The sequence below is a fragment of the Stenotrophomonas sp. YJH_SMC_54 genome (assembly GCF_059368435.1).
The window spans coordinates 46002-62454 of the sequence record NZ_JCAFRS010000013.1; the positions used below are offsets into that span (position 1 = coordinate 46002).

The window sequence follows — 16453 nt, forward strand, 5'->3', positions numbered from 1 at the left end:
CTTTGACCACCCCGACTATAATCAAACCTTCGTGATGACCGGTTCAGACTCCATGCCCGACCCCGCCGCCCTGCTCGCCCTGGATGCCCGCCGCTCTGTGCCTTCGCGGCAACTGGCCGAGCCCGGCCCGGACCCGGCCACCCTGCAGCGGATGCTGGCTTCGGCAGTGCGCGTGCCCGATCACGGCAAGCGCGTACCGTTCCGCTTCCTGAAGATCGCCGGCGATGCACGTCACACTCTGGGCGACTTCCTGGCCGAGCGCAGCCGCCAACGCGACCCGCATGCGGGCGAGGCCGTGTTCGAGAAGGATCGCCAGCGTTTCAGCCATGCGCCGCTGGTGATCGTGGTGGTGGCCAGCCCGCGCCCGGACCCGAAGGTCCCCGAGCAGGAGCAGCTGATGACCGCCGGCTGCGTCTGCTTCGCCCTGCTGCAGGCCGCACAGGCGCTGGGCTTCGGCGCGCAGTGGCTGACCGCCTGGATGGCCTTCGACCCCGCCGTGCACGCCTACCTGGGCCTGGCCGAGGGCGAAGGCATCGCCGGTTTCATCCATATCGGCACGCCGAAGGCCGCTGTGCCCGAGCGCGAGCGTCCGGACCCTGCCACCCTGCTGCGCGACTGGACGCCTCCGGCATGACCCTGCCGGTACCACCGCCGTCGCTGTACCTGGTCGACGCCAGCATCTATGTGTTCCGCGCGTGGCACTCCCTGCCCGACCAGTTCCAGGACGCGCAGGGCTGGCCGACCAATGCCGTGCACGGCTTCGCCCGCTTCCTGCTGGACCTGCTCGAGCGCGAACGCCCGCGTCACATCGCCATCGCCTTCGACGAAGCGCTGGACAGTGGCTTCCGCCACCGCCTGTACCCCGCCTACAAGGCCAACCGCGACCCGGCGCCGGAGGCGCTCAAGCGCCAGTTCGTGCACTGCAAGGCGCTGTGCGCAGCATTGGGCCTCGCCGTTCTGGCCCACCATGAATACGAGGCTGACGACCTGATCGGAAGCGCCCTGCATGTGCATCGTGGCAGCCACCGCGGCGTGATCATCTCCGCCGACAAGGACCTGTCGCAGCTGCTGCTGGATCACGACGAGCAGTGGGACTACGCACGCAACCAGCGCTGGAACGTGGCCGGAGTGAAGGCGCGGCACGGCGTGCACGCGCACCAGATCGCCGACTACCTGGCGCTGTGCGGCGATGCGGTGGACAACATTCCCGGCATCAGTGGCGTCGGCAGCAAGTCCGCCGCCGTGCTGCTGGCCCATTTCGGCAGCATGGATGCGCTGTACGAACGCCTGGACGAAGTGCCGTTCCTGCGCCTGCGCGGCGCCGCCCAGATGGCGGTGCGCCTGCGCGAGCAGCGCGAGCACGCCCAGCTCTGGCGCCAGCTGACCACCATCGCGCTGGACGCGCCACTGGAAGGCAGCCAGCCCGGCCTGTTGCGCCAGGCGGCCGATCCCGAGCTGCTCGGCGGCCTGTGCCAGACCCTGCGCTTCGGCCCGATGACCCGCCGCCGGCTGTTCGATGCCGCCGGCGTGCCCGATATTCTTCCCACCCACAGCGAGCCCGCATGAGCCAGCGCAACACCGAAGCCCCGCGTGTCGTCTATGAAGGCAAGTACCAGCGCATGCTGGTGCGCGGCACCTGGGAATACAGCGAACGTACCCACGCCGGTGGCCTGGCCGCGATCATCATCGCCGTCACCCCCGAGGACAACGTGCTGTTCGTAGAGCAGTTCCGCGTGCCGCTGCAGGCACCCACCATCGAGATGCCGGCCGGCCTGGTCGGCGACATCCACGCCGGCGAATCGATCGAAGTCTCGGCCGTGCGCGAACTGGAAGAAGAAACCGGCTGGACCGCCGATCACGCCGAAGTGCTGCTGATCGGCCCGACCTCTTCCGGCGCCAGCAGCGAGAAGATCGCTTTCGTGCGCGCTACCGGCCTGCGCCGCGTTGGCGAGGGCGGTGGTGACGACAGCGAAGACATCATCGTGCACGAGATTCCGCGCAGTGAGGCAGCGGCCTGGCTGGTGCAGAAGATGGGCGAAGGCTACGAGCTGGACGCCAAGCTCTGGGCCGGGCTGTGGATGATCGAGCATCACCTGGACGGACGCCCGCGTGGCTGACGCCGACCTGCACGCGCTGCCGGCGCTGCTCGGCGCCGACGACCCGGCGATCCATACGATCCACCGGCCTCAGGGTGCCTCGCCGTACCTGATGCTGGCCGATCATGCCGGCCAGCAGGTGCCGCGTGCCCTCGCAGGCCTGGGCTTGCCGCAGGCCGAACTGGACCGCCATATCGGCTGGGACATCGGCATTGCCGGCACCACCCGCGCACTGGCCGAACGGCTGGATGCCTGGGCCATCGAACAGACCTATTCGCGGCTGCTGATCGACTGCAACCGCCCGCTGGCCTCGCCGACGCTGATTCCGGAGGTGAGCGACCACACCGTGGTGCCGGGCAATGCCGGGCTGTCGGCGGCACAGCGGCAGCAGCGTATCGATGCGATCCACGCGCCCTACCACGCGCGCATCGACGCGGAACTGGATGCGCGCCGAGATGCCGGCCGCCCCACCCTGCTGGTGATGATGCACAGCTTCACTCCGGCGATGAACGGCGCGCAGCGACCGTGGCATGCCGGCGTGCTGTACCACCAGGACACGCGCTTCGCCCATGCCTTGCTGCAGGCACTGCGCGAGGAAGGCGACCTGGTGGTTGGTGACAATGAACCGTATTCGGTGAGCAGCACCAGCGACTACGCAGTGCCGGTGCATGGCGAAGGCCGCGGGCTGGTGCACGTGGAACTGGAAATCCGCCAGGACCTGATTGCCGATGTGGCTGGGCAGCAGGCGTGGGCGGAGCGGCTGGCGCGGATCTTCAGCGCATTGCAGCCGCAGTTGCTGGCGTTCGGTTGAACGCGCGTGGATCCATTCCGGATCGGTAGTGCCGGCCGCTGGCCGGCAACCTCAGGGTAGTTGGATCATTGCATTGCCGGCCAGCGGCCGGCACTACCGCAGGCGTGGCACATCCACCCACGGCAGCGCCTTCAATCATGCATCGCTGACCGGGCAGACGGTGGCGGCCGATTCGACCGGCGCCGGGCGTAGGCCCAGCGCGATCACCACGCCGAGCGCGGCGAACAACGCGGCGCCGTACTGTGCATTGACCATGCCTTGCAGGGCGTCGGCACTGGTTGCGGCCTGCGTGCCGCGCGCGGCGTTGGCCACCATCACCAGCACCGCCAGTCCCAACGCGCCGCCGATCTGCTGGGCGGTGGCCGCCATGCCGGACGCGACGCCTTGCTGCGGACCCGGCACGCCCTGCCCGGCCACGATCCACATCGCTGTCCAGCTCATGCCCTGGCCGATGCTGAGCACCACGATGCCCGGCAGCAGCGGCCAGTAGCTGGCACCGTGCGGCATCGCCAGTGCCACCGCGGCAATGCCGATGGCACCGGCGGCGAAGCCCCAGGCCAGTACCTGCCTTGGCGAACGGCGCCGCAGCATGCGTTCGGCAATACGGATGCCGAAGGTGCACACCAACGTCGGCAGCAGGAAGGCCATGCCGGCCTGCAGCGGGCTCCAGCCATAGCCATCCTGGAAGTAGAGCGCCAGGAAGTAGTACTGCACGCCATAGCTGCTCATGAAGGCGAAGGTCAGGCCGAGTGCCGCGCGCAGGCCCGACAGGCGCAACAGCGAAAACTGCATCAGCGGGTCACGGCTGCGTTTTTCGATCTGTACGAACACCGTCAACAGCACGGCTGAAAGCAGCAGGCAGATCAGCGTGGCCGGTGCCGTCCAGCCCCACTCCGGCCCTTGAACCAGGGTAGTGACCAGCAGGCTGCCGCCGGCGGTGACGGTCAGGCAACCGGCCAGATCGAAGGAGCGGCCGCGCACCCTTGGACCATCGGACGGCAACCACGCACCGGCTGCGACCGCGCACGCCGTGGCCAGCGGCACGATCACCGCCAGCACCGCCGGCCAGCCGAACGCCTGGGTCAGCACGCCACCGAGCAGCGTGCCCAGCGCCAGGCCGACCGCACTGGCCATGCTCCAGATCGCCAGCGCGCGGCTGCGCACCGGGCCTTCGGCGTACAGCGTGTTGATCAGTGCCAGCGTGGCGGGGAACAGCAGGGCCGCACCGACGCCCTGCGCGGCGCGCGCGATGATCAACAAGGTGGCATTCGGCGCCAACGCACCGAGCAGCGACGCCAGTGCGAACAGCAGCATGCCCAGCCGGTAGAAACGGCGACGGCCGATCAGGTCGGCGGCGCGGCCACCCAGCAGCAGGCTGCCACCGAACGCCACGGTGTAGGCACTGACCACCCACTGCAGCTGCTGCGCGTTGATCTGCAGCGCGCGGCCCATGTCATGGAGGGCGACGAAGATGATGGTGGCGTCCAGGGCGATGATCAGCTGCGCGGTGGCCAGCAGGGTCAACGCCCAGCGCGGGTATTTGAGGGGAGGCATCGGCGGTCTGGATCGATGGGGGAGCGCAGTCTCATTGATGCGGGCCAATCAATAAACCCCTGCCCGACCATATCTGTCATGATTTTCGGCATGAATGGATCCTCGTTGGACCTCAATGCCGTGCGCATGCTGGTGCAGGTGGCCGAGGCACGCAGCTTCACCGTCGCTGCCGGGCAGCTGGGCCTGAGCCAGTCCGGCCTGTCGCGCGCGATCGGGCGGCTGGAAGCCACGCTGGGGGTAAAGCTGCTGCAGCGGAACACCCGCAACGTGGCGTTGACCCCGGATGGCCGCCAGTTCGTGGAACAGGTGGCACCGCTGCTGGCCGGCCTGGACGATGCCGAGCGGCAACTGGCCGACCGCCCGTGCACGCCCTCGGGTACGTTGAAGATCAGTGCGCCGTCGATGTTCGGGCGCAAGGTGCTGGTGCCGATGCTGGCGCCATTACTGGAACAGCATCCGCAACTGCAGGTGGAAGCCGTGCTCAGCGACCGCCTGGTCGATCTGGTCGAGGAAGGCTTCGATGCCGCGCTGCGCACCGGCGTCATCGCCGACCAGCGCATCGTCGCGCGGCCATTGCGGCCGCTGCGCTGGGTGACGGTGGCCAGCCCCGCGTATCTGGCCCGCTGTGGCGCACCGGACGATGTGGCCGCGCTGCAGGATCACGCCTGCCTGGCGGTGCGCAACCTGCGCAGTGGCCGGCTGGTGGACTGGCAGTTCCTGCAGGACGGGCAACTGCGCGAGTTCACGCCGCCGACGCGGATGGTGTTCGACAGCGGCGATCCGCTGGTGGAAGCGGCCATCGCCGGCATCGGCATCGTGCAGGTAATGGATTTCGCGGTGGCCGACGCGCTGGCTGACGGCCGCCTGCAACGTGTGCTGCAGCCGTTTGAAGGTCGCAGCCGTGCGCTGTCGCTGATCTACCCACCGTCGCGCCAGCATTCGCCGAAGCTGCAGGTGCTGGCCGACGCGTTGCTGGCCGGGGATTGGTAGCGCCGGCCGCTGGCCGGCGCCTGCAGGAATCCACCCGTTTCAGGTTTGCCGGCCAGCGGCCGACACTACCAGGCTGTGGTCGATCCACGCCATGCGTGGATGAGGGTTGATAGCGCCGCGCATGGCCCGGCGCTACCGGTGCGGCGTTGCCGGCCAGCGGCCGGCACTACCGATCAGGCGAAGCTGTCGGTGGCGCGCACCAGCGCGTCCACGTTCTCGGCCTCGAACGCCGAATGGCCCGAGGCCGGCGTGATTTCCAGCTTCGCCTTCGGCCAGACCTTGGTCAGGTCCCAGGCATTGGCCAGCGGGCAGACCACGTCGTAGCGGCCGTGCACGATCACGCCGGGAATATCGGCGATGCGGTGCGCGTCGCGCAGCAGTTGGTCTTCCACCTCGAAGAAGCCGCCGTTGACGAAGTAGTGGTTCTCGATGCGGGCAAACGCCAGCGCGAAGTGCGGGTCTTCGTGGCTGTTGATGAAGTCATCATCGACATGCAGGAAGCTGGTCGCGCCTTCCCACACCGCCCACGCCTTGGCCGCTTCCAGGCGGGTGGCTTCGTCGTCGCTGGTCAGGCGGCGGTGGAAGGCCGAGATCAGGTCATGGCGCTCCACCGACGGGATCGGCTTGAGGTAGTGCTCCCACGCATCCGGGAACAGGCGGTTGGCGCCTTCCTGGTAGAACCACTCCAGTTCCCAGCGGCGCAGCATGAAGATGCCGCGCAGGACCAGTTCGGTCACGCGCTGCGGATGGGTTTCGGCATAGGCCAGCGCCAGGGTCGAACCCCAGCTGCCACCGAACACCTGCCAGCGATCGACCTTGAGGTGTTCGCGCAGCTTCTCGATATCGGCAACAAGGTCCCAGGTGGTGTTGTCCACCAGGTCGGCGTGCGGGGTGGAACGGCCGGCACCGCGCTGGTCGAACAGGATGATGCGGTACTTGGACGGGTCGTGGAACTGGCGCATCTTGTCGCTGCAGCCACCGCCCGGGCCACCGTGCAGCATCACCACCGGCTTGCCGTCCGGGTTGCCGCACTGTTCGAAGTACAGCGTGTGGCGGTCGTCGACCTTCAGGGTGCCGACGTCGTAGGGTGTGATGGCGGGGTACAGCGTTCGCATGCTTGCAGCTCCAGGGTGATGCCCTGCCGGGGCAGGAGAACCTCCATTCTAGGCCGGACGTCGGCCCAGGGTGATGCGGTCGCGCTGCTCCAGATCCTGCACGGTCTGCACCTCGGCAAACCCCGCCGCGTCGAACAGCGCGCGGATCGCCTCGCCCTGGTCCCAACCGTGCTCGATCAGCAGCCAGCCGCCGGGCAGCAGGTGGGCCTGGCCACCGTCGACGATGCGGCGGATGTCGTCCAGGCCATCCGGACCCGAGGCCAGTGCGGTGGCCGGCTCGAAGCGCAGGTCACCCCGCTCCAGATGCGGATCGTCGCTGGCGATGTACGGCGGGTTGCTGGCAATCAGATCAAAACGCGCGCCCTGCAGCGGTGCATACCAGTCGTGCCCGCCTTCAGCGAAGCGGACGTTGCGCAGATCATGGCGGGCGGCATTGCGCGCGGCCACGGCCAGCGCGCCCGGGCTGGCGTCGGTGGCCAGCACCTGCGCCTGCGGCCGTTCGCTGGCCAGTGCCAGTGCAATCGCACCACTGCCGGTGCCCAGGTCGGCCAGCTGCAGCGACTGGTCTGGCGACAGGCGCTCCAGTGCCAGCTCGACCAGCAGCTCGGTTTCCGGACGCGGGATCAGCGTGGCCGGGTCGACCTCCAGGTCCAGCGTCCAGAATCCGCGACGGCCGGTCAGGTAGGCCACCGGCTCACCGGCCACGCGGCGGGCCAGCAACGCCTCGAAGGCGGCCTGGTCATTGGCGGCCAACGGATCGGTGGCGTGCGCGAACAACCAACTGCGCGGGCGGTCCAGTACATGCAGCAGCAGCAGTTCAGCCTCGTGGCGGGCTTCGATGCCGCCGAGACGGGCACTGGCCTCGGCCACGATCTGGCGCAGGGAGGGTTCGGTTTGGAAGGACATTCCGCAATTGTAGAGCCGTGCCCATGCTCGGCTGCTTCTGGAACAGCGGAACATGGGCTCGGTTCCAGAGATCCGCAGTCGAGCGTGGCTCGACACTACAAAAAGCTGCAATCCGTTCAGGTTCTGCCGGAGGGAATAAGGAGGGGCTATCGGCCCCTTTCCGCGCCTCCGGGAGATTTCCCTTGTCACACAGCCAGTTGCAGGATGGGAGCGGAAAGGTTCAGTGCCTGCTCATGACCGAATGATAGACTCCATCTATCAAATAGATGCAATCAATGGATTGTTCTTATCGCCAGCGAGTCGGTAACCTAGCTCCTGTCGATTCACCCACTCCCCTTCACCAGAGGAAAAACGATGTCCCTGATCAACACCCAGATCCAGCCGTTCGAAGCCAACGCTTACCACAATGGCGAGTTCATCAAGGTTTCCGACGCCAGCCTGAAGGGCCAGTGGTCCGTCCTGATCTTCATGCCGGCCGCCTTCACCTTCAACTGCCCGACCGAGATCGAAGACGCGGCTGACCATTACGCCGAGTTCAAGAAGGCTGGCGCCGAGGTCTACATCGTCACCACCGATACCCACTTCTCGCACAAGGTGTGGCACGAAACCTCGCCGGCCGTCGGCAAGGCCCAGTTCCCGCTGGTCGGCGACCCGACCCACCAGCTGACCAACGCCTTCGGCGTGCACATTCCGGAAGAAGGCCTGGCGCTGCGCGGCACCTTCATCATCAACCCGGAAGGCGTGATCAAGACCCTGGAGATCCACTCCAACGAGATCGCCCGTGACGTTTCCGAGACCCTGCGCAAGCTGAAGGCTGCCCAGTTCACCGCCGCCAACCCGAACCAGGTCTGCCCGGCCAAGTGGAAGGAAGGCGAGAAGACCCTGACCCCGTCGCTGGACCTGGTCGGCAAGATCTAACGCAGTACCGGCCTTCCGTGGCCCCACGCCACGGCGCGCCCTTCGTCCCCATGCCGGTGCCCTACCGGCGTGGGGGTGAACCCAAGACAGCCAACGCTCGCCCGCCTTGGCCAGCCAGCCCCTTCCACGGTCGCTGTCTTGGGTTCACCCCTACCCCCAGCTGGTCCGCTACCTTGTACAGCGGTGCCACGCCCCCTGTTTGCCTGAAGCCAGGAGAAGACCGATGTTGGACGCCAACCTGCAGTCGCAGCTGAAGACCTATCTGGAGCGCGTGACCCGCCCGATCCAGATCACCGCGCACGCCGACGACGGGGCCAAGTCGCAGGAGATGCTGGAACTGCTGCAGACCCTGGAAAGCCTGTCGGACAAGATCTCGCTGCAGGTGCTGCGCGATGGCCAGGGCCGCGTGCCGTCCTTCGACCTGGGCACCCCGGGCCAGGACATCCACCTGACCTTCGCCGGCCTGCCGATGGGCCACGAGTTCACCTCGCTGGTGCTGGCGCTGCTGCAGGTGGGCGGTCATCCGTCCAAGGCCACCGCCGAGCTGATCGAGCAGGTGCAGAACCTGGAAGGCGACTACCGCTTCGAAACCTACTTCTCGCTGTCCTGCCAGAACTGCCCGGACGTGGTGCAGGCGCTGAACCTGGCGGCGGTGCTCAACCCGCGCATCCAGCACGTGGCCATCGACGGTGCCCTGTTCCAGGACGAAGTCGAGAAGCGCGAGATCATGTCGGTGCCGACCGTGTACCTCAACGGCGACGTGTTCGACCAGGGCCGCATGACCCTCGAGCAGATCGTGGCCAAGCTGGACACCAATGCCAGCAAGCGCGATGCCGAGAAGATCGCCGCCAAGGACGCCTTCGACGTGCTGGTGGTGGGCGGTGGCCCGGCCGGTGCTGCAGCGGCGATCTACGCCGCACGCAAGGGCATCCGCACCGGCATCGCCGCCGAGCGTTTCGGTGGCCAGGTGCTGGACACCATGGCGATCGAGAACTTCATTTCGGTGAAGGAGACCGAAGGCCCGAAGCTGGCCACGGCACTGGAACAGCACGTGCGCGAGTACGAGGTGGACATCATGAACCTGCAGCGCGCCAGCGCGCTGGTGCCGGCCGGTGAAGACGGCCTGGTGCAGGTGCAGCTGGAGAATGGCGCAGTGCTGAAGTCGCGTTCGGTGATCCTGTCCACCGGCGCACGCTGGCGGCAGATGAACGTGCCGGGCGAAGACCAGTACCGCAACAAGGGCGTGGCCTATTGCCCGCACTGCGATGGCCCGCTGTTCAAGGGCAAGCGCGTGGCGGTGATCGGCGGCGGCAACTCCGGCGTGGAAGCGGCCATCGATCTGGCCGGCATCGTGTCGCATGTAACCCTGCTGGAGTTCGATTCCAGCCTGCGCGCCGATGAAGTACTGCAGAAGAAGCTGCGCAGCCTGGCCAACGTCACTGTGTTGACCAGCGCCCAGACGACCGAAGTGCTGGGCGACGGCAGCCGTGTCACCGGCCTGGTCTACAAGGACCGCGTCGGCGGCGACGCCCACCGCGTCGAGCTGGAAGGCATCTTCGTACAGATCGGCCTGCTGCCCAACACCGAGTGGCTGAAGGATGTGGTGGCGCTGTCGCCGCGTGGCGAGGTCGTCATCGACGACCGCGGCCAGACCAACCTGCCGGGTGTGTTCGCTGCTGGCGATTGCACGACGGTACCCTACAAGCAGATCATCATTGCCATGGGCGCCGGTTCGACCGCCGCACTGAGCGCGTTCGACCACCTGATCCGCTCGTCGGTGAGCAACAGCAGCGGTGCCGTTGCTGAAGCGGCCTGATCCACCGTTCCCAGATCACCGGGAACATTGTCTGCCTGTCGGGTAACCATGCCGTCAGCCGGTCCGTTACCCCTGGGGTGTAAGGATGAACCTACGTGATCTGAAGTACCTGGTAGCCCTGGCCGACCACAAGCATTTCGGCCGGGCTGCCGCCTCCTGCTTTGTCAGCCAGCCCACGCTGTCCACGCAGATCCGCAAGCTGGAAGAAGAACTGGGCCTGCCGCTGGTGGAACGCGCACCGCGCAAGGTGATGCTGACCCCGGCCGGCCAGGAAGCGGCGGCACGGGCACGGGTGATCGTGTCCGAAGTGGAGCAGCTGAAGGAAGCGGCGCGACGCAGCCGCGACCCGGAAGCCGGGACGGTGCGCCTGGGGATCTTCCCGACCCTCGGTCCGTACCTGCTGCCGCATGTGATCCCACGCATCCGCGAGCGCTTCCCGGAGCTGGAACTGCTGCTGGTCGAGGAAAAGAGCGATGTGCTGCTGGACCGCCTGCGCGAAGGCAAGCTGGACGCCGCGCTGCTGGCGCTGCCGGTAATCGACGACCAGCTGCATGCCGAGTTCCTGTTCGAGGAACCGTTCCTGCTGGCGGTGTCCGGGCGCCACCCGCTGGCCCGGCGCGAACACCTGGATGTGCAGGAACTGGCCACGCAGAAGCTGCTGCTGCTGGAAGATGGCCACTGCCTGCGCGACCAGGCGCTGGAAGTGTGCCGCCTGTTCGGCGCCAACGAGAAGTCCGAGTTCCGCGCCACCAGCCTGGAGACGCTGCGGCAGATGGTTGCCGCCGATGTCGGCATCACCCTGCTGCCCAGCCTGTCGGTGCAGCCGCCGGTGCCGCGCTCGAACAACATCCGCCTGCTCGACTTCACCGGCGAGGGCCGTCCCAGCCGTCGCATCGCCATGATCTGGCGCCGCAGCTCGGCCATGAACGACTTCCTGATGGAACTGGCCGACCAGTTCAAGCGCCTGCCGCAGGCGCTGTTCACCCTTGATGCGGTGAATGCCACCGGCGAAGCGACCGCCCTGCCCGGCCCCGCCCTGAACGGCTGAACCCCCGCAGCACCGGCCTGGAATCGGCAGGAGTCGATTCCGGCCGCATTTGTCCCCACAATACAGACAGGCGGCGCCAGCAGGTGCCGCCTTTTGCATGGCTTTCAACCAAGGAGCTTCACCATGAGTACCGCCAGCGGCCTGCCGCCGTCGATCACCGTTTCCACCTTCGACATGGACCGCCTGGACGCCATGCTCGAATCCCCTGCGCTGAGCCAGACGCCTGCCGCGCTCGCGCTTGCTGAAGAACTCAACCGGGCTACCGTGCTGGCACCGGACCAGATTCCCGAAGGCATCGTCATGATGCATTCGCGCGTGGAGTGCGAAGATGAAGTGTCGGGCGAGAAGCACGTCCTGACCCTGGTCTTCCCCCGCGAAGCCAACGTCGATGAAGGCAAGGTTTCCGTGCTGGCCCCGGTCGGCAGTGCCCTGCTCGGCCTTTCGATCGGCCAGAGCATCGACTGGAACGCGCCCGGCGGCCGCAAGCTGCGCCTGCGCGTGACCGCGGTCCACAACGACCGCCCCTGATTACCGCTGCGCACCGCGCGCGATTCGATCCCCCTGCACCAGGAGCCGTAATGAGTACCCCGTCCAAACTGTCCCAGCTGCGCGAACTGTCCGTGGTCGTTGCCGATACCGGTGACTACGAGGCGATCAAGCGCCTGCAGCCGGTGGACTGCACCACCAATCCGACCCTGGTGAAGAAGGCGCTGGACCTGCCGGTCTACGCCGAGCTGATCGAACGCGAACTGGCCTGGGGCCGCCAGCAGAGTGGCGACCGCGAAGCCGTGGTGCACGCCGTGGCCGACCGCCTGACCATCGGCGTCGGCGCGCTGCTGAGCACGCTGGTGCCGGGCCGCGTGTCCACCGAAGTGGACGCCGACCAGGCCCACGACACCGCTGCCACTGTGGCCAAGGCCCGCCAGTTCATCCAGATGTACGCCGATGCCGGCGTGCCGCGCGAGAAGATCCTGATCAAGATCGCCGCGACCTGGGAAGGCGTGGAAGCCGCGCGCATCCTGCAGGCCGAGGGCATCGACTGCAACCTGACCCTGATCTTCAACCCGACCCAGGCGCTGGCCTGCAGCGAAGCCGGCGCGTTCCTGATCTCGCCGTTCGTCGGTCGTATCCTCGATTGGTACGTGGCCAACGGCCAGACCCCGGCCACCATCGACGAAGACCCGGGCGTGAAGTTCGTGCGTGGCGTGTATGCCGAATTCAAGCGCCGCGGTTCGCCGACGGTGGTGATGGGTGCCTCGTTCCGTTCGACCGCGCAGATCGAAGCGCTGGCCGGCTGCGACCGCCTGACGATTTCGCCGGACCTGCTGGAGAAGCTGGACTCCGACCACGGCGAGCTGCCGCGCAAGCTGGTGGCCGGTGCAGCGGACGGCGCGGCGGTGACCCCGATCGATGCGGCGAAGTTCGCGGCGGACCTGGCGGCCGATCCGATGGCCACCGAGAAGCTGGCGACCGGCATCGAGGCGTTTGCCAAGGATCTGGAAGCACTGCGCGAGCGGATCCGCGCGGCACTGTGATTCCGGCCAACGGCTGAGCCCCTCGTGGCGGGTCGGTAGAGTCGAGCTTGCTCGACTGACTGCTAGAGCAAAAGCCGCGCTGGGTCGGGCGGGTTGGGTTCGCGGGGGACGCCGTGAACCCGTCCATGGGGGCTTGGCCGCGGCATCCATGCCGCGGACACCCCCGCGAACCCAACCCGCCCGCCCTCTGACAATTTCCTGCGGCCGCCCGCCACGGAAGAAAGAAGAGCAACAGTGGGTCGCGCGCTTCGCTTGCTCGGAGCCGAGCATGGCTATGCCGGTCGTCCTGACCGGCACCCTCCGGGCCGTCGCGCAAGCGACGTTGGCAGCGGCTCCTGCCGCTGCCTTCGGCTCTACAGAAAGCACTGCAGAACCAAACAAAAAGGACGCGGCGAACGCCGCGTCCTTTTTGTTTTTCTTCAGTTCGTCAGTAACCAATGCTCTCGCCCACCGTCACCGGAAAACTGTCGAAGGTGGGACGGGTGCAGATGGCGGGACAGTCCACGGCATGGATGCCGTGGCCGAGCCCCCAAGGACGGGTTTACGGCGTGTCCCGCCATCTGCACCCGTCCCGCCAAACTCACAGCAAACCAGAGCCGCTTGGCTTTGGCTTTGGCTTTCAGCCGTTGACGTTGCCCGCCGCAGGCGGACCACCGCGCGTCAGCGCGGCGCCTCCACATCCAACCCGATCGGGCAGCTCACGCCGGTGCCGCCGATGCCGCAGTAGCCGTTCGGATTCTTCGCCAAGTACTGCTGGTGATAGTCCTCGGCGTAGTAGTACGCAGGTGCCGGGTACACGATCTCGGTGGTGATCGGGCCGTAGCCGGCCGCATCCAGCTGCGCCTGGTAGGCCTCGCGGCTGGCCAGCGCGACGGCGTACTGCGCCTCGTCGGTGGCGTGGATCGCCGAGCGGTACTGGGTGCCGGTGTCGTTGCCCTGGCGCATGCCCTGGGTCGGGTCGTGGCTCTCCCAGAACAGCTGCAGCAGGCGCTCCAGGCTCACCACCGCCGGGTCGAACACCACCTGCACCACTTCGGTGTGGCCGGTCAGGCCCGAACAGACCTCTTCATAGGTCGGGTTCGGGGTGATGCCCCCGGCATAGCCCACCGAGGTGCTGTACACGCCCGGTTCGGTCCAGAACTTGCGCTCGGCGCCCCAGAAGCAGCCCAGCGCGAAACGGATCTGCTGCAGGCCGGCAAAACGGTCCTTCAGCGGATGGCTGTTCACGAAGTGCTGGTTGCTGTGCAGCGGCAGCGGCTGGTCACGCCCCGGCAGCGCCTCTTCCGGGCGTGGCAGGCGCTGCTTGAAGGCGCCGATGCCGAGGATGCCCTGGCCAATTCCCAACATGATGCGCTCCTACGCCGGAAGTCCGGCTATGTCGTCTGCATCTGAAATGGGGGCGTCCGGCGCGTGGCCCAAGTCCAGCGCCGCCACGATGTCCTCGGCCTGCGGGCGTGCCGCATCGGGGATTCCCACCCGCAGCACACCGAACAGCGGCAGCTCGCCCATGCCGCCCAGCAGCTGCTCGCCAAACACGAAGGCCGGGATGCCGGCATCTTCCAGCGCGTGCTTGACCAGGTGGGCGTCGAACAGGTTGTCGGCCTTGTACACGATGTGCATGCGGCGGCTCCGTGGGACAGGGTTCCAGCATACGCCCGTGGGCTGAATGGTGGTGGTGACGGCGCATGACCGTTCTGCCGGCCAGCGGCCGGCACTACCCATCCACTTTCCGGTAGCGCCGGCAGCGGGCCGGCGGAATGTGGATCGCCGTGCAGTTGGGTAGTGCCGGCCGCTGGCCGGCATCCCCACACCCCACCGGGCAGCCCTGCCCCGTACGCGCTAGACTGTTGGTCTTTCTGCCCTTTTTCGCCCCAGACTCATGTCCGAGCACACCCCCGCCAGCCCCGAGACCCCCGCCGACAGCCACGAGAAGCGCGATTTCATCCGCCAGATCGTGCGCGAGGACCTGGCCAGCGGAAAGCACCAGGCGATCAAGACCCGCTTCCCGCCGGAGCCGAACGGCTACCTGCACATCGGCCATGCCAAGTCGATCTGCCTGAACTTCGGCATCGCCGGCGAATTCAGCGGCGTCTGCAACCTGCGCTTCGACGACACCAACCCGGCCAAGGAAGACCCGGAATACGTGGCTGCGATCCAGGACGACGTGCGCTGGCTGGGCTTCGAGTGGAACGAGCTGCGCCACGCCTCGGACTACTTCCAGGCCTATTACCTGGCCGCCGAAAAGCTGATCGAGCAGGGCAAGGCCTATGTCTGCGACCTGTCGGCCGAGGAAGTGCGCGCCTACCGCGGCACCCTCACCGAGCCGGGCCGCCCGTCGCCGTGGCGCGACCGCAGCGTCGAGGAAAACCTCGACCTGTTCCGCCGCATGCGCGCCGGTGAGTTCCCGGATGGCGCGCGCACCCTTCGCGCGAAGATCGACATGGCCAGCGGCAACATCAACCTGCGCGATCCGGCGCTGTACCGCATCAAGCACGTCGAGCACCAGAACACCGGCAACGCGTGGCCGATCTACCCGATGTACGACTTCGCCCACGCGCTGGGTGATTCGATCGAGGGCATCACCCACTCGCTGTGCACGCTGGAGTTCGAAGACCACCGCCCGCTGTACGACTGGTGCGTGGACAACGTCGATTTCGCCCATGACGATGCGCTGACCCAGCCGCTGGTCGATGCCGGCCTGCCGCGCGAAGCCGCCAAGCCGCGCCAGATCGAGTTCTCGCGCCTGAACATCAACTACACGGTGATGAGCAAGCGCAAGCTGATGGCGCTGGTCACCGAGCAGCTGGTGGACGGCTGGGAAGACCCGCGCATGCCGACCCTGCAGGGCCTGCGTCGCCGTGGCTACACCCCGGCCGCGATGCGCCTGTTCGCCGAGCGCGTGGGCATCAGCAAGCAGAACTCGCTGATCGACTTCAGCGTGCTGGAAGGCGCGTTGCGCGAAGACCTGGACAGTGCAGCGCCGCGCCGCATGGCAGTGATCGATCCGGTCAAGCTGGTGCTGACCAACCTGCTGGAAGGCCATGAAGAACAGCTGACCTTCAGCAACCACCCGAAGGACGAGAGCTTCGGCAGCCGCGACGTGCCGTTCGCACGCGAAGTGTGGATTGACCGCGAGGACTTCGCCGAAGTGCCGCCGAAGGGCTGGAAGCGCCTGGTGCCGGGTGGCGAAGTGCGCCTGCGCGGCGCCGGCATCATCCGCTGCGACGAAGTGATCAAGGATGCCGGCGGCACCATCACCGAGCTGCGCGGCTGGCTGGATCCGGAATCGCGTCCGGGCATGGAAGGCGCCAACCGCAAGGTCAAGGGCACCATCCACTGGGTCAGCGCCGTGCATGGCGTGCCGGCCGAGATCCGCCTGTACGACCGCCTGTTCTCGGTGCCGAACCCGGATGATGAATCGGAAGGCAAGACCTACCGCGATTACCTCAATCCGGAATCGCGCCGCACCGTCACCGGCTATGTCGAGCCGGCCGCGGCCAGCGCCGCGCCGGAGCAGTCGTTCCAGTTCGAACGTACCGGCTACTTCGTCGCCGACCGCCGCGACCACACCGAAGCCAAGCCGGTGTTCAACCGCAGCGTGACCCTGCGCGATACCTGGTCGGCCTGAGGACCTGCGCGGGCGCCAGCACGGCGCCCGCACGCC

Annotated in this window: 16 protein-coding genes; 11 read left to right on the forward strand and 5 right to left on the reverse strand. The window is 67.2% G+C overall.

The features are described 5' to 3' along the window. Positions 1-52 precede the first annotated feature (52 nt). Genes AC5P5S_RS14935 through AC5P5S_RS14950 form a run of 4 tightly spaced genes read left to right on the forward strand, consistent with a single transcriptional unit; the run spans position 53 to position 2907 of the window. Complete coding sequence (locus AC5P5S_RS14935) at positions 53-634, forward strand: nitroreductase family protein (protein WP_005412319.1); 582 nt, start codon at positions 53-55, stop codon at positions 632-634. Further along, positions 631-1566: a 5'-3' exonuclease gene (locus AC5P5S_RS14940; protein ID WP_005408166.1), complete on the forward strand. Its 936-nt coding sequence runs from the start codon at positions 631-633 to the stop codon at positions 1564-1566. Before AC5P5S_RS14935 ends, AC5P5S_RS14940 begins: the two co-directional genes overlap by 4 nt. After that, positions 1563-2117, forward strand: coding sequence for an NUDIX hydrolase (locus tag AC5P5S_RS14945; RefSeq protein ID WP_062607743.1), 555 nt, complete (start codon positions 1563-1565; stop codon positions 2115-2117). Before AC5P5S_RS14940 ends, AC5P5S_RS14945 begins: the two co-directional genes overlap by 4 nt. After that, the gene (locus AC5P5S_RS14950) at positions 2110-2907 is read left to right on the forward strand and encodes an N-formylglutamate amidohydrolase (protein ID WP_062607744.1); all 798 of its coding nucleotides are present in this window, start codon (positions 2110-2112) and stop codon (positions 2905-2907) included. The genes AC5P5S_RS14945 and AC5P5S_RS14950 overlap by 8 nt, the downstream gene beginning before the upstream one ends. Before the next feature lie 135 nt (positions 2908-3042). On the opposite strand, the gene AC5P5S_RS14955 is transcribed toward AC5P5S_RS14950, so the two are convergent. Next, positions 3043-4461, reverse strand: a complete 1419-nt coding sequence (locus AC5P5S_RS14955) for an MFS transporter (RefSeq protein WP_495276332.1) — start codon at positions 4459-4461, stop codon at positions 3043-3045. A 90-nt stretch (positions 4462-4551) separates the two neighbouring features. Here AC5P5S_RS14955 and AC5P5S_RS14960 point away from each other — a divergent pair, with 90 nt between their 5' ends. Beyond that, a complete protein-coding gene (locus AC5P5S_RS14960) occupies positions 4552-5451 on the forward strand; it encodes a LysR family transcriptional regulator (RefSeq protein WP_012479212.1) in 900 nt (299 codons plus the stop codon). A 173-nt stretch (positions 5452-5624) separates the two neighbouring features. Here AC5P5S_RS14960 and pip read toward each other — a convergent pair whose 3' ends face one another. Next, positions 5625-6566, reverse strand: coding sequence for a prolyl aminopeptidase (pip, locus tag AC5P5S_RS14965; RefSeq protein WP_005408161.1), 942 nt, complete (start codon positions 6564-6566; stop codon positions 5625-5627). A 48-nt stretch (positions 6567-6614) separates the two neighbouring features. Further along, positions 6615-7472 carry a peptide chain release factor N(5)-glutamine methyltransferase gene (gene prmC, locus AC5P5S_RS14970; protein WP_062607745.1) on the reverse strand — a complete coding sequence of 286 codons (858 nt, stop codon included), beginning with the start codon at positions 7470-7472 and terminating at the stop codon, positions 6615-6617. A 354-nt stretch (positions 7473-7826) separates the two neighbouring features. Between prmC and ahpC the strand changes: the two genes are divergently transcribed. The 5 genes from ahpC to AC5P5S_RS14995 all read left to right on the forward strand — a co-directional run bounded on the left by ahpC (position 7827) and on the right by AC5P5S_RS14995 (position 12789). Then, complete coding sequence (ahpC, locus tag AC5P5S_RS14975) at positions 7827-8390, forward strand: alkyl hydroperoxide reductase subunit C (protein ID WP_005408159.1); 564 nt, start codon at positions 7827-7829, stop codon at positions 8388-8390. Positions 8391-8613: 223 nt separating this feature from the next. Continuing rightward, complete coding sequence (ahpF, locus tag AC5P5S_RS14980; RefSeq protein WP_012479210.1) at positions 8614-10206, forward strand: alkyl hydroperoxide reductase subunit F; 1593 nt, start codon at positions 8614-8616, stop codon at positions 10204-10206. Between the two features lie 85 nt (positions 10207-10291). Then, entirely contained in the window at positions 10292-11254 is a 963-nt protein-coding gene (locus tag AC5P5S_RS14985; RefSeq protein WP_005412310.1) for a LysR substrate-binding domain-containing protein, read from the forward strand. Between the two features lie 123 nt (positions 11255-11377). Next, complete coding sequence (gene rnk, locus AC5P5S_RS14990) at positions 11378-11782, forward strand: nucleoside diphosphate kinase regulator (protein WP_005408156.1); 405 nt, start codon at positions 11378-11380, stop codon at positions 11780-11782. A 50-nt stretch (positions 11783-11832) separates the two neighbouring features. Next, complete coding sequence (locus AC5P5S_RS14995) at positions 11833-12789, forward strand: transaldolase (RefSeq protein WP_087803715.1); 957 nt, start codon at positions 11833-11835, stop codon at positions 12787-12789. Between the two features lie 660 nt (positions 12790-13449). Here AC5P5S_RS14995 and msrA read toward each other — a convergent pair. Next, the gene (gene msrA, locus AC5P5S_RS15000) at positions 13450-14115 is read right to left on the reverse strand and encodes a peptide-methionine (S)-S-oxide reductase MsrA (protein WP_024956784.1); all 666 of its coding nucleotides are present in this window, start codon (positions 14113-14115) and stop codon (positions 13450-13452) included. A gap of 30 nt (positions 14116-14145) precedes the next feature. Beyond that, entirely contained in the window at positions 14146-14409 is a 264-nt protein-coding gene (locus AC5P5S_RS15005; protein WP_005408153.1) for a putative signal transducing protein, read from the reverse strand. 259 nt (positions 14410-14668) lie between these two features. Here AC5P5S_RS15005 and AC5P5S_RS15010 point away from each other — a divergent pair, with 259 nt between their 5' ends. Beyond that, positions 14669-16417 (forward strand): glutamine--tRNA ligase/YqeY domain fusion protein, encoded by a 1749-nt coding sequence (locus AC5P5S_RS15010; RefSeq protein ID WP_062607751.1) that lies wholly within the window; start codon positions 14669-14671, stop codon positions 16415-16417. The last annotated feature ends 36 nt before the right edge of the window (positions 16418-16453 follow it).